Origin of the sequence: Brenneria rubrifaciens (genome assembly GCF_005484945.1) — a bacterium.
Taxonomy (GTDB): domain Bacteria; phylum Pseudomonadota; class Gammaproteobacteria; order Enterobacterales; family Enterobacteriaceae; genus Brenneria; species Brenneria rubrifaciens.
On sequence record NZ_CP034035.1, the window covers coordinates 2,463,450 to 2,477,653 of the forward strand.

General features: G+C 55.1%; 11 protein-coding genes. 7 read left to right on the forward strand and 4 right to left on the reverse strand.

The features are described 5' to 3' along the window. Positions 1-100: 100 nt before the first annotated feature. The 3 genes from ygjG to EH207_RS11265 all read right to left on the reverse strand — a co-directional run bounded on the left by ygjG (position 101) and on the right by EH207_RS11265 (position 3,621). Entirely contained in the window at positions 101-1,507 is a 1,407-nt protein-coding gene (gene ygjG / locus EH207_RS11255) for a putrescine aminotransferase (RefSeq protein ID WP_217496085.1), read from the reverse strand. A gap of 397 nt (positions 1,508-1,904) precedes the next feature. Further along, complete coding sequence (gene patD, locus EH207_RS11260; RefSeq protein WP_137714068.1) at positions 1,905-3,329, reverse strand: aminobutyraldehyde dehydrogenase; 1,425 nt, start codon at positions 3,327-3,329, stop codon at positions 1,905-1,907. Positions 3,330-3,438: 109 nt separating this feature from the next. Further along, positions 3,439-3,621 carry a hypothetical protein gene (locus EH207_RS11265; RefSeq protein WP_137714069.1) on the reverse strand — a complete coding sequence of 61 codons (183 nt, stop codon included), beginning with the start codon at positions 3,619-3,621 and terminating at the stop codon, positions 3,439-3,441. A 172-nt stretch (positions 3,622-3,793) separates the two neighbouring features. Between EH207_RS11265 and EH207_RS11270 the strand changes: the two genes are divergently transcribed. From EH207_RS11270 to EH207_RS11285, 4 genes are all read left to right on the forward strand, one after another. Beyond that, positions 3,794-4,303 carry an RNA polymerase sigma factor gene (locus EH207_RS11270; protein WP_137714070.1) on the forward strand — a complete coding sequence of 170 codons (510 nt, stop codon included), beginning with the start codon at positions 3,794-3,796 and terminating at the stop codon, positions 4,301-4,303. Between the two features lie 81 nt (positions 4,304-4,384). Next, entirely contained in the window at positions 4,385-5,320 is a 936-nt protein-coding gene (locus EH207_RS11275) for a FecR family protein (protein WP_137714071.1), read from the forward strand. Between the two features lie 265 nt (positions 5,321-5,585). Continuing rightward, entirely contained in the window at positions 5,586-8,276 is a 2,691-nt protein-coding gene (locus EH207_RS11280) for a TonB-dependent receptor (protein ID WP_137714072.1), read from the forward strand. 130 nt (positions 8,277-8,406) lie between these two features. Further along, on the forward strand, positions 8,407-9,024 hold the full coding sequence (locus EH207_RS11285) for a heme acquisition protein HasA (RefSeq protein ID WP_137714073.1): 618 nt from the start codon (positions 8,407-8,409) through the stop codon (positions 9,022-9,024). 8 nt (positions 9,025-9,032) lie between these two features. Here the strand turns inward: EH207_RS11285 and EH207_RS18145 are convergent, their stop codons facing one another. After that, positions 9,033-9,182, reverse strand: a complete 150-nt coding sequence (locus tag EH207_RS18145) for a hypothetical protein (protein ID WP_175413669.1) — start codon at positions 9,180-9,182, stop codon at positions 9,033-9,035. On the opposite strand from EH207_RS18145, the gene EH207_RS11290 reads away from it, so the two are divergent. From EH207_RS11290 to EH207_RS11300, 3 genes are read left to right on the forward strand one after another with little or no spacing between them, the layout of a single operon-like run. Then, positions 9,181-11,004 carry a type I secretion system permease/ATPase gene (locus EH207_RS11290; RefSeq protein WP_137714074.1) on the forward strand — a complete coding sequence of 608 codons (1,824 nt, stop codon included), beginning with the start codon at positions 9,181-9,183 and terminating at the stop codon, positions 11,002-11,004. The two genes, EH207_RS18145 and EH207_RS11290, sit on opposite strands and share 2 nt — an antisense overlap. A gap of 24 nt (positions 11,005-11,028) precedes the next feature. Further along, complete coding sequence (locus tag EH207_RS11295; RefSeq protein ID WP_137714075.1) at positions 11,029-12,387, forward strand: HlyD family type I secretion periplasmic adaptor subunit; 1,359 nt, start codon at positions 11,029-11,031, stop codon at positions 12,385-12,387. A gap of 2 nt (positions 12,388-12,389) precedes the next feature. Then, positions 12,390-13,745: a TolC family outer membrane protein gene (locus tag EH207_RS11300; protein ID WP_137714076.1), complete on the forward strand. Its 1,356-nt coding sequence runs from the start codon at positions 12,390-12,392 to the stop codon at positions 13,743-13,745. Positions 13,746-14,204: the final 459 nt, after the last annotated feature.

Consider the following 14,204-nt stretch of genomic DNA (forward strand, 5'->3'; position numbering starts at 1 on the left):
AGGGTGTGACGACTGCTGTAAAAAAAAAAAGCCAGTCAGGTTTATCTGACTGGCCTTCGGTGTGACGGCAATCTTATGCTGCATGTCTGTCGCGCACGTTTCACTCTACCGCATATTCCTTCAGTTTTTTTCCGTCAGTCATCATGCCTCCGAGCTTTTTGAGCACTTCGCCGGCGTCGTTCAGCACGCGCTCGCACTGCGTGCGTGTGATGGTGAGCGGCGGCTCGATTCTGACTGATTTCGCGTTATTCAGCGTTCCCGCAACCAGCACCTTGCGCTGGAAAAGTTCTTTCGCAAACGCATAACCGATCTCGTTCTGGCTGAACTCGATTGCCTGCAATAAACCGACACCGCGAGCTTCAATAATCAACTCGGGATAATCAGTTGCAAGCCGTTTCAACCCTTTTAATAAAAACGCACCTTGCGACGCCGCTTGATCCGGCAGTTCTTCGCTCAACAAGACGTTGATCGTCGCCAGCGCAGCCGCGCACGCCAATGGGTTGCCGCCAAACGTCGTAGTATGCAGGAACGGATTTTCAAACAGCACGGAAAAGACTTTCTCCGTGGCCACCGTCGCGCCAATCGGCATCACGCCGCCCCCCAATGCCTTCGCCAGACACAGGATATCGGGCTGAACCCCATAATGCTCACAGGCGAACATTTTCCCGGTCCGTCCCATACCGGTTTGGACTTCGTCCAGAATCAGCAATGCGCCAACCTCATCGCACAACGCTCTGACCGCAGGCAAGTAATTATCCGGCGGCACTATTACGCCGCCTTCTCCCTGAATAGGCTCAAGGATAATGGCAGCCACATCATCCCCGGTCTTCCCGCATTGATGAACCTGCTTATGCATAGCGCTGATATCGCCAAAGGGGACATGGTGGAAACCGGGAAGTAACGGCATAAAAGGACGGCGAAACGTGGACTTGGCGGTCGCGGATAATGCCCCTAATGACTTACCGTGAAACGCGCCCGTTGCGGCAATAAACCTATATTTACCCCGCGGGGACTGATAAGCCTTGGCCAGCTTCAGCGCCGCCTCAACCGATTCCGTTCCGCTATTGCTAAAGAAGCTGTATTTCAGATCGCCCGGCGTTAATGCCGCCAGCGTTTTCGCCAACAAAGCGCGTAATGGGTCAAGCAGTTCCTGGCTGTGCAAGGGTTGTCTGGCAAGCTGTCGCTCTACCGCCGCGATAACTTTGGGGTTGCGATGCCCAACGTTGAAAATACCGTAACCGCCGAGGCAGTCGAGATATTCATTTCCCAGCGTATCGACTAACGTATTCGGGCCACTCGCGCGCCATTCGACCGCGCCGTAATCGCCTCCTGAGGTGACAGATTTTCGGTATTCCAGAAAACCCGGATTGACATATTCACGAAAACAACTCAACACTTCCCGATTCAATGAGACGGTTTCATCGTGGGTTAACGTCTCACTGTTGATCCAATCCAGCGCCTGCTGAGTACACTCTAGCGGGTTGAGGTGTGCGTGTAATCTGGACAAAATGAACTCCTTGTTAACGGATATCACGCGATATCCATTTAATTAATGCACATAACACGCCAATTGACCGCTAAAATTAAGAATTAAATATTAAAATCTGGCTTAACCGGTAAAACTGAAACAAAAATCAAAATAAATCTTTACATATAGAATGAAAAATTTAGCGATACCGGTGAATTGGGGAAGACAGAAGGCTAGAAAGGAAAAACGCCCTTTGGCTGCATGCGTTGTGCCAAAATAGGGCAATAAATCGATTATCGAAGGTGAATCACCTCATCGGGTATCAAAACAAATCCGATATTGTCTCTTTCAGCGTAAGAAACGGCGCTGCGTCTGACTTGACCGGCACGAATACCGGTCAAGCCAGCAAAATGATGAAAACAATATCGCCGCCCGGTTAATGCTTAATCATCACGTGCCGCACGACAGTGTAATCCTCTAACCCGTACATCGACATATCTTTCCCGTAGCCAGACAGTTTCTGTCCACCATGCGGCATTTCGCTGACCAGCATAAAGTGCGTGTTGACCCAGGTGCAACCGTATTGCAGGCTCGCGGCCAGACGGTGCGCCCGGCCGATATCCCGCGTCCAGACGGATGAAGCCAGCCCGTAATTCGAGGCATTGGCCCAGCCGACCACCTGCGTTTCATCATCAAATGGCGTGATGGAAATTACCGGCCCGAACACCTCTTTCTGCACGATCTCATCTTCCTGACGCGCCCCCGCCAGCACCGTCGGCTGGAAGTAATATCCCGCGCCTTTTACCCGTTCGCCGCCGGTGACCACGGTAATATGCGGCAATGCCCTGGCCCGCTCGACAAACCCCGCCACCCTTTCCAACTGCGCTTCGGTGATCAACGGGCCAAGCTCGGTGGCTTCGTCCTGCGGATCGCCCATATTCAGCGTGGCGACCGCTTTACCCAACGCAACAACCACATCGTCATAAACGGCGCGATGCACATACAAACGACAGGCCGCGGTACAGTCCTGCCCGGCATTATAGAAACCAAAACTTCGAATACCATCGACCACCTGATCGATATCCGCATCATCAAATACAATCACCGGCGCTTTCCCACCCAGCTCCATATGGGTGCGCTTCACGCCGCAAGCCGTATGGGAAAGGATGTGCGCGCCGGTGGCAATCGACCCCGTCAGCGACACCATACGCACCCGTTCATGACCGGTCAGGGCATCGCCGATATCCGCCCCGCGTCCGAACAGGATATTGACGACCCCGGCAGGCAGAATCTCCGCCAGCAAGTGCGCCAAATAAAAGGTTGTGAGCGGGGTTTGTTCCGCCGGCTTCAGCACCACGCAGTTCCCTGCCGCCAGCGCCGGCGCCAGTTTCCATGACGCCATCATCAGCGGGTAGTTCCACGGCGCAATTGACGCGACCACCCCTACCGGATCGCGCCGAATCATTGACGTATGCCCTTCCAGGTATTCACCCGCCGCCGAACCGTTCAGGCAGCGCGCCGCACCTGCAAAAAAACGGAACACATCCGCCACCGCGGGGATCTCATCGTTCAGCGCCGCATGATAGGGCTTACCGCAGTTGAGCGATTCAAGCCGGGCAAATTCCTCAGCATGCGCGTCGATAGCATCGGCAATTTGCAGTAACAAAATGGAACGCGTTTTGGGCGTGGTCTGCCCCCACTGCGCAAACGCCGCATCCGCCGCTTGTACGGCTGCATCAACCTGGTGCAGATTCGCCTGCGCAATCGAGGCAATCTCCTCGCCATTCGCCGGATTAAACACGGCCAGCGCTTCGCCCTGCCCCACAACCAGCTTCCCCTCTATGAGCAATTTATCGTGCATAACACTTTCCTTATATATAGAAAATCACGGGTTTTTCACTTATATAAAAGAGGTGTGCAAAATATCTGCCACTTTGCCGGATCGACGAAAACGCTAGCAACAAGTTTGGCTATGGGGTTTTTCCCGCCGCTTTCTCCTTTTGTATCCGAATGGCTTTTTGTGTCTCGATTGCGGCCTGCTTCGCTTCTTCGGCCAGCGCGTCAATCTCTTCTTCCGTCAGTTGATCGGCGGCTTCACGCACTTTGGCAAGCCCTTCGCCGACTGTCACGTCTTTTGGGTCGGGTTTAGTCATGTTATTTCGTCTCCAGAAAATTATGACGGGTCAACATATAAGTGTAGCCGAACCAGACGGACTACCAATCTGAAGAATATTTAACTCTCTATTGCCCCGCTCATATGTGATAATAATTATCAATTACACTGCTTTTATGACTCAGGTCGAATTAGCCTGGCGGGAAGTTGTGATGTCAGCGTCTGAACTCAGAATCCTTTTTCATCATTATGCTCAACAGTTGGAAAGGTATCTCAATCATAAACTGCACGATCCCCAGACAGCGGCAGATCTGGTCCAGGAAAGTTTTCTGCGACTGGCTCAGCGGCTGGAACAGAATAACGATGTCGCCGATAAGAAGGCTTATCTGTTTAAAACCGCCAATAATCTGCTGTTTGATCATCTCCGCCACCAACAGCGCTGGCAGTCGACCTCATCGGCCAACACCACGGAACACCCATTGGATGAAGTAGCGGATCACACCCCGCAGCTTGATCAAATGGCGATCGCCCAACAGGAACTGGAATTGCTGGCGATCATTCTGTCAACCTTGCCCGAACGTACCCAACAGATATTCCGCTTACATCGTCTGGAACACATGACGCAGAAGCAAATCGCCCAACATCTGAAGATTTCACTCAGCACGGTTGAAAAACATCTTGCCAACACCCTGGATGCCATGATGAACATTCGCCTGTCCTGAAAATAATCACAAATTTTTTACGGCTTTACCGCCATCAAACGTCTACATCATTAGAGACCCTATTAAAATCAGGCCCATCAGATGAAAGATTATCCACCCGAAATCAGACAGCAGGCGGCATTTTGGGCAGTCCGGCTGGCTGAATCCCCACTGGGGGATAAGCAAGAACAGGCGTTGCAACAATGGTTGCGACAAGATCCCCGCCATCAATTCGTCCTGCAACAGACGCGGCAGCTCTGGCAAGAACTCGGCTCGCTCAGCGCTGAACAAAAACAGGCGTTTCAGCCTGCGGTGACGCCGAAAAAACGTGTTGCCTACTGGCGGGTGGCCGCCCTGTTATTGCTGGGGTTAAGTTTCGCCACCGCGTGGCTATCTGACGGATTTCTCATGCTGCGAGCAGATTACCGCGCCGAACATCAGGTTCGCCACGTAACGCTGCCTGATGGCAGCCGGGTCGATCTGGATGCGGGCAGCGCCATTGCCCTCGACTACAGTTCGGGCCAGCGCCGGGTAAAACTTTTACAAGGTAACGCCAGGTTCAGCGCCGCCCCGGTTGACGCACAGGAAAAGCGTCCTTTTCTGGTCGCAGCGGCCGCGGGCACCACACAGGCACTGGGAACCCAGTTTATTATTCAAAATACCCCGAAGATGACCACCGTCGGTGTCATCGAACACCGTGTTCAAGTGACGGCGGGCGGCCAGACGTTGACCCTGGATGAACAACAGGCGGCAGGTTATAACCCACAGGGAATGGTCCGGTTATCTGACTGGAATAGCGCGACTGACGGCGACTGGACTCGGGGTTTGCTGATTTTTGAGCAACGGCCGCTATCGGAGGTGATTAACCGTATCAACCGCTATCACGACAAGGTGCTTATCGTTTCCGGGAAGCCGCTGCGACAGCGCAAAGTCAGTGGTATTTTCTCTCTCTCCGGGCTGGATGACGCATTGAAAATCATCACCGCCGAACTGGGCGCCAAAACGCTGTCATTGCCCGGCGTCACCATCCTGTACTGATATCAACCCGCGCCTGGGGCTTGCCATCGGGCGCGGGTTTCTCCCTCTTCCCACGCCTGATAAAAAACCACGCCGGGTGATTTCCGGCGTCGCCTGGCGGCGGCTTACCAGATAAATTTAATTTTTTTTTACGGGTTACGCGCGACCGGCCGTCTATATATTTAGGTAATGATTTTTATTATCATTTCCATTAATAAACAAAGAGCGCATATCCGACTGTTTTTTAAGGATTAATGCTAAATTCATTGACGGAAGAACAGGTGAAATGAACAAAAAATCACAATTTCAAGAAATCCGTTTATTACCGTTTAGTAAGCTATTCCTGGTCGTTGGCACCGCGTTTTCATTACTCACCCCGCTGGATAATGCACTGGCGGCCCCCCCTGCCGCGTCGGTAGGTCAGGCGCCCTCCGGCCAGGAGAGAGCATTTTCCATCAACGCACAACCACTGCACATGGCCTTGCTGCGTTTTGCCGAACAAGCTGGACTACAAGTTTTTTTCGCCGACGTAAAACTGGAGAACATGCAGGCCACTTCACTTCATGGGCGCGTTGCCCCGGAACAAGGGTTACGCCGGTTAATTGGCAATAACCCGGTTGATTTTCAAATCAGCGCGGCTGGCGTCATTACGCTGCGTCCCCGCCCGGTTAATGTCGACGGCGCCTCGGTCAACGACATCATGGTGGTACGGGCGGTGAGCGTGGCCAATCCGGGGGACTGGATTTACGAGCAGCCGCGCGCCATCAGCGTGATCTCCCGCGAGCAGATGGACAATCGTCCCGCCCGCCACGCCGCCGATATGCTGGAGCAATCGGCCGGGGTCTATTCCAGCGTCAGCCAGCAAGATCCGGCATTATCAGTCAATATCCGCGGTATTCAGGACTTCGGCCGCGTCAATATGAACATTGACGGCATACGTCAGAACTATCAGAAAACCGGCTACGGCCAGCGTAACGGCCAGACATATATCGATTCCGAGCTGCTCTCCGGCGTTACCGTTGAGAAAGGCGCCACCAACATGATGGGCAGCGCGGGCACATTAGGCGGGGTCGCCACGTTTAATACCGCCAGCGCCAGCGACTTTCTGGCGCCCGGCAAGGAAATCGGCGGCAAACTGCACGCCAGCACCGGCGACAACGGCACCCGGTTTATCGGCAGCGGCATTCTGGCGCTGGGCAACGAAAGCGGGGGTATTCTGGTTGGCGCCAGCGAACGTCACTTAGGGGACTACTGGCCGGGCAACGACGGTAGCATCGGCGGCGTCCGCATCAACGATAACGCGGGCCGCTACGATGAACTGGCCGATCAGTTGAAACACAGTAAGGTCGACTATTCCGGCTATACCATGCGCTCGCGGTTGGCTAAAATCGGCTGGAATCTCCCCGCTAATCAACGCATCCAACTCAGCTATATGCAAACCCAGACCTCGACGGACAATGCCGGTACGCTGACCAACCTGAGCAATACCTGGCCTTATGAAATGGGCTGGAACAGAACCAGCCATAGCGACATCATGGCGCGCAACACGGCGCTGGACTATAGCCTGAAACCGGACGACCAGAACTGGCTGGATTTTAAGGCCAAGATCTATTACGCGGATACCGATAACGATACCTATAACTATGCCACCGCCAGAAACGATGCCTACAGCGACCGCACCCGGTTGCGCACTTACGGTTTGCAGGCGCAGAACACCGCCAAACTGTGGCAAAGCGGCGCCCACGACCTGAGCGCCGACGCCGGGCTGGAACTCTACTATGACAAGATAACGGCGGACAGCAATAGCAGCAGCACTGCCGGCGCCACGCCCGCGGGCAACCGCACGATGGCCAGCCTGTTCGCCAACCTGAACTACGCTTATGACTATTGGCTCACCCTGCAAGGGGGAATGCGCTATGACCGTTACCGACTGCGCGGCACCACCAGTCTCAGCTATAGAGAATTACCCTTTACTGTTGAGAATCCTTGCACGGAGCGATCGATAGCACGCTGCCCCGGCACAACCACCGTAACAGAGTATTGGGATGTGAACGACGAACACGGCAAGCTGTCGCCCACCCTGTTTGCCGGCGTCAGGCCGGGCCTGGACTGGCTGCAACTGTTCACCAGCTACGGCCTTTCCTGGCGTCCGCCCTCGGTGAGTGAGACTTTCGCCAACGGCACCTACAGCGCCGGCAACTATTACGTCTACCCCAATCCCTACCTGAAGCCGGAACGCTCCCGCGCCTGGGAAGTGGGTTTCAATATCCAGCAGCCCGACCTGCTACTCAAAGGCGACCGGCTGGTGGCCAAAATGTCCTATTTCGATACCAAGATCAGCAACTATATCAGCCTCAATGCGGCCAGACAGAAACCGGGCTACAACGGTTATTCATTAAGCAACGCCGTATTCCAGAACAACCTGGCAAAGAGCCGCTTCCGCGGCCTGGAGTATCAGCTCAATTACGACGCAGGTTTTCTCTATATCGACGCAACCTTCACCCGGATGCTCGGCAATAACGATTTCTGTGCGCCGATCGCCTGGCTAGGAGGTGTAACAACAGTCGGCGGATCACGGGGTAACTATTATTCAATCCCCGTAGATACCTCAGCCAGCAATTTCTACTGCGAAAAAACATTGCTATTCAGCAATGCCGCCTATCTGCCGGGCGACCGTGGTTCGGTAACCCTGGGCGGACGCGCTTTCGATCGCAAGCTGGATATGGGCATTACCCTGCGTTTCGCCCCCGGCTATCAGGATACTTCTGCGCCCACCAACTCCGCTTATCTGGCTGACTGGCCCAAATACCAGGTGTATGACCTGTACGCCAGCTACCGGCTGACCGACAGCCTGACGCTGCGCGGCTCGGTGGAAAATATCGCCAATCGCGCCTACGTGGTTAGCTACGGCGAATCGCTGAGCTATACGCTAAGCCGGGGCAGAACCGTGCAGGCCGGAGTGGAATATAGATTCTGATTTCTCCGTTATCTGAGGAATACCGATTCAGGTGATGGGAAAACAAAGACCGGCGATAACGCTTCCCGGTCTTTAGCGGCATACACGGCCTGCCCGTGTATATCAATCGTGTGTTAATGAGGAATCTGCTATGAGTTTTGCAATTACTTACGATGCCTACTACGCCGACTACAGCATTACCGATTATCTGACCGAATGGTCGAACGCATTTGGCGACGTTAACCATACCGCAGGAAATACCGAGGTCGGGGGTAACAACACCGGCGGCTTCTACGGCGGCGATACCTTTATAGACGGCACGCAGTATGCCATTACCAGCACCGAAAATGATTATTCCGCGCTAATCGCCGGAGGCGATCTGACCTATACTCTGTTCGCAGAGCCGGCGCATACCCTGTATGGCTCGCTGGATAGTCTGGCCTTTGGCAATAGTTTGCAGGGTGGTTCGGCGGTCGGAACCGAATATTATCTCGCAGCGCCTGAAGTCACCTTCAGTGGGTTGGATCTGTCCAGCACCATAGATGAAGGACAGGACGGCACGGTGCATAAAGTGGTCTACGGCCTGATGAGCGGCGACGTACAGCCGCTGCTGGACGCGCTGGCCTCCGCCGGCATCGATCTGACCTCCAGCCTCGACAGCCTGAGCTTTGCCGCCGAAAGTACGGCTGACGCGGCCATAACAGCAGAAAGCGCAGAGGTGGACGTCGTCGGCGTCGCCGAAACGACGGACACGCTGTTGGCGGCATAAGAAAACGGCTAAAAGATGAGACTTTCAGCCGTTTGAGCAAATACCGCTACGGCACAGAGAGAACCGGCGCCGTAGCGGTGACTGGCGTGTGAACGCCGGGAATAGCCGTGAATAGCGGTACGGCGAATGTCTCGCTTATTGCAGAAGGAACATTGCATGTCCTCTCCCCGTTCAGCCACATCAGGCAGAGAAATCATCGACGCGCTGGCGACGTACCGTCAGGGATTCTGGGGTATCGGCGTGTTCAGCGCCGTCATTAATCTGCTGATGCTGGTTCCCGCTATTTATATGTTGCAGGTTTATGATCGCGTCCTGCCTTCCGGTAATACCATGACGCTGGCGATGCTCACGGCCATTATGCTGGGACTGTTTTTATTGATGGGATTGCTGGAATGGGTACGCAGCGCCGTGGTGATCCGCCTCGGTACGCAAATGGATATGCAACTCAACCAGCGTATCTACAACGCCGCGTTTGAAAGCAGCCTGAAAAGTGGTTCGGCCAGGGCCGGACAGACGCTGAACGATCTCACCACGTTACGCCAATTCGCGACCGGCAACGCGCTGTTCGCTTTTTTCGACGCGCCGTGGTTCCCGGTTTATCTGCTGGTGATTTTTTTATTGCATCCGTGGCTGGGGCTGATGGCGCTTGGCGGCGGCGGCGTATTGATTCTGCTGGCATGGCTGAACCAGCGGCTGACGCGCGCGCCTTTGGCGCAGGCGGCGAAAGTTACCGCCCAGGCCACCCAACAGGCCAACGCCAACCTGCGCAACGCCGATGCCATTGAAGCCATGGGCATGTTGAGCGCTCTGCGTCAGCGCTGGCTGACGCAGCATCATCAATTTCTGCACTACCAAAATGTGGCCAGTGAAAAAAGCGCGACGATGACCTCACTGGCGAAAAGCACCCGGCTGGCCCTTCAGTCGCTGATGCTGGGGCTGGGCGCGTTGCTGGCCGTCAACGGTGAAATTACCCCCGGCATGATGATTGCGGGTTCAATTCTGATTGGTCGGGTGCTTAGCCCTATCGATCAGCTTATCGCCGTCTGGAAACAGTGGATGCAGGCGCGGCTGGCCTGGCAGCGTCTGAACGACGTGCTGGATCAAAACCCGGCGCGAGTCGCCGGTATGACGTTACCCGCCCCGCAGGGAAAATTGCAGGTGGAGCAGTTAAGCGCCAGCTTGCCGCACTCCCGTACGCCGATACTGGCTAACCTGACGTTTGAACTCTCCCCCGGCGATGTACTGGGCGTTCTGGGACATTCGGGTTCGGGTAAATCAACGCTGGCGCGGCTGTTGGTTGCCGCGCTCTCACCGCTCGGCGGCAAAGTCCGGCTGGATGGCGCAGACCTGCACCAATGGGATAAAGAACACCTCGGCCACTTCATTGGCTATCTGCCGCAGGATGTCCAACTGTTCACCGGCACCATTGCCGAGAACATTGCCCGTTTCAGCCAGCCGGATGCTGAAAAAATCGTCGCGGCGGCCATAACCGCGGGCGTGCACGACATGATTTTGCGCTTGCCGCAAGGCTACGATACGCCGCTGGGTGAAGACGGCGCCGGGCTTTCCGGCGGGCAGAAACAGCGAGTGGCGTTGGCGCGGGCCATTTACGGCCAACCTAAACTGATCGTGCTGGATGAACCCAACGCCAGTCTGGATGAAGATGGCGAAAAAGCGCTGCTGGCTTCCATCGCAGCGCAGCAGCAAGCCCTGAGCACCCAAATTCTGATTACCCATAAATCCAGCCTGCTCTCCTGCGCCAACAAACTGTTGGTGCTGCAAGCCGGGCAAATCCAGTATTTCGGCGCGGCCGATCAGGTACTGAAAGAGCGACCGCGCCCCCAGACGGCTAAACAGCAGGCGACCCCGGTGAAGAGCACCAAAGCGGCTAATGCGTTCAGCCCATCCCTGCCCGGTTCGTTCGGGCTGAGTATGGTTTACAACGCGTCAGGCCCGCGTAAAACCGTACCGGATCAGTAACGAAGTTTGCCCACGAGGATAGCGATGTCTGCCTTACCCGAATTGAAACATCAACCGAACCCGTCATGCTCCGAGGCCACGGCAAACGACCAGGTGCTGCCCCTTCACGCCGATGCCGGTCGCTATTTGAAATGGGGAATGCTGCTGGTACTGCTCGGATTCGGCGGCGTGCTGCTCTGGGCCGGATTCGCCCCGTTGGATAAAGGCGTGCCGGTATCCGGGCAGGTTATCGTTGCCGACAACCGAAAAGCCGTGCAACCCGTCAGCGGCGGACGCATTGCGACACTCGCGGTGCGTGACGGCCAGCGGGTACAGGCCGGCCAGCCGCTCGCGACGCTGGATCAAACCCCGGCGCTGGCTCAGCGCGATAATCTGTCCACCCAGCGGTTGGAAGCCCTGACCAGCGAAGCCCGCTTGATGGCCGAGCGCGACAATCTGGATGCGATCACTTTCCCCGACGCCCCCGCCTCACCGCCGCAGATTGCACAGCAGATCCGCACCTCACAGCAGCAACTGTTCACAAGCCGCCGGGCGGCGCTGCAACAGGAGATCGCGGCGATGCGGGCGGCAATCATCGGCGCAAAGGCGCAGTCGCAGGGCGCTCTGGCGTTACTCAACAGTAACCAAACGCAATACCGCCTCATCAACGAACAGCTACAGGGATTACGCCCGCTGGCGCGGGAGGGCTATATCGCCCGTAACCGTCTGCTTGATGTGGAACGTCAGGCGGCACAGTTGGCCGGCGCCATCGCGCAGGAGCGCAACAATGTGGTGCAAATTCAGCAGCAGATCATCGAACTGGAACAAAAAATCGACCAGCGTCAGAACGAGTATCAGAAAGAGGTGCGAACCCAGCTTGCGGATATCCAGCTTTCGATTCAGGACATCACGCATCGGCTAAAATCCGCCGAATATGAATTACAAAATACGCAAATTCGCGCGCCCGTCAGCGGTACGGTTGTCGGGCTGGCGCTGCATACCGAAGGCGGCGTGGTCAGCGCCGGGCAAATGCTGATGGAAATTGTGCCTGACGGACAACCGCTACTGATCGACGCTCAGTTACCCATCGAACTGGTCGACAGGGTGAAAGAAGGTTTGCCGGTCGAGTTGCTGTTTTCCGCATTCAATCAGGCCACGACGCCGCGTATTTCAGGCGTGGTGGCGCTGATTGGCGCCGACCGGCTGCTCGACCAACAAACCGGAACCCCCTACTACGCCCTGCGTATCCGTGTTGATGAGCAGGGAAAACAGCAGTTGGCCGGGTTGGATATTCGTCCCGGCATGCCGGTGGAAGCCTTTGTGCGAACCGGGGAGCGGTCATTGCTCAATTACCTGTTCAAACCGTTATTCGATCGTTTGCATATTGCCTTGACCGAGGAGTAATCATGCCCCGCTCTTTACGCACCGGCCACGCCGTGATCCGTCATTGTTATCTGCTGTTAGGGGTTTTCACACTGAGCTACAGCCTACCGGGTCAGGCGCTGGGATTAATCGAAGCCTGGCAGCGGGCCTTGATTCATGATCCCACTTTTCAGAAGGCGATTCATGCGCGTAACGCCGACAGGGAGGAAAGGAATATCGGCCGCGCCGCGCTATTGCCAAAAATCAGCTACGACTACAGTCATTCGCGCAATGACTCCACGGTTACCGCCAGCGGGCGCAAGGCAGAACGCGACTATAACAGCCACGCCTCCAGCCTTTCGCTACAGCAGCCCCTGCTGGACTACGACGCCTGGGCGCGCTACCAGCAGGGCGATGCGACGGCGGTGCTGGCCGATGAGCAGTTGCGCGATGCCAGCCAGCAGCTCCTGGTACGTCTGTTTCAGGCCTACAGCAATGTGCTGTTCAGTCATGAACAGATTGCGCTGGTTCAGGCGCAACAACGGGCATATCGGGAACAGTTTCAACTCAATCAGCGTCTGTTTCAGCAAGGAGAAGGCACCCGCACCGACCTGCTGGAAACCGAGGCCAGAATGAATTTAACGCAAGCCCAGTTGATTGAAGCGCAGGATAATCTGGATATCAGCCTGCGGGAGCTGGAAACCTTGCTGGGGATGCCCGTCACGGCAGAACAGCTCGCGCCGCTGGCCCCCCGCTTCACCCCGCGCCGGCTTCAGCCGGCGAACTATCAGCACTGGCAGGCGCTGGCGGTGCGCCACAACGCCCAACTGATGGCGTTGAGCCAATCGCTGGCAGTGGCTAAATACGACATCGCCCGCAACCGGGCGGGTCATCTGCCACAGGTCACGCTGGTTGCCAGTACGCGGAACACTCAGTCAGAGACGGAAAGCAGCTATAACCAAAAATATGATACGCGTTCAATCGGCATTCGGGTCAGCGTACCGATCTTTGCCGGCGGCGGCATCTCCGCCGCTACGCGCCAGGCGAAAGAACGCTATCAGCAAACCGCGCAGCAGAAGGATGAACAGACTGCGGCGATTCAGATTGAACTGCGCCGCCAGTTCAATCTGGTCACCAGCAGTCAGGCCAAAATCCGGGCGTTCGAGTTAGCGGAACAGTCAGCGTTGGCGCTGGTGGACGCGACGCGTAAAAGCGTTCAGGGTGGAGAGCGCGTCAATCTGGACGTGTTAAATGCGGAACAACAGCTCTACGGGGCCCGGCGCGATCTAAGCGAAGCCCGCTACGCCTGGCTGACATCCTGGCTCCAGCTACGCTATTATGCGGGCACTCTGGATGACGCCATGCTGCGTCAATTGGCAGGTTATTTTCATTCTGCCTGACGAATATACCCTGAATAATTCACCTTGCAGACTTGTCGGCTTTTCCCCTTGCGGTTGCCCCGCCGCCAGAAGATTTCTTTCGCTTTCGGTCGGTATTTTAGAAGCCATTAGATATATAATGGCATTATTTATATAACTTATGAAACTATATATTAACGCGCAACGCGTTTGGGTAAAAAATAAAAATTAGGCTATACAAATCTTATTAGATAAAAAATCATAGTGATGAACAGATTATTATCATTTATTGGAATATTAAAATGATGTGATAATTGACATTTGATCCCGAAAAGCATACCGCCAAAAAAACAAAATATTTATCCCTTTTAATCATGAAGATAACAAATTTCAATCATTGAACACTGATTGACCTCACAGAATGAATGGTTTTTTTGGCAAAAAATTAAACCTGATAAATTCAAAATTAAAACCTATTAACAACATAAATAGAACAATGAA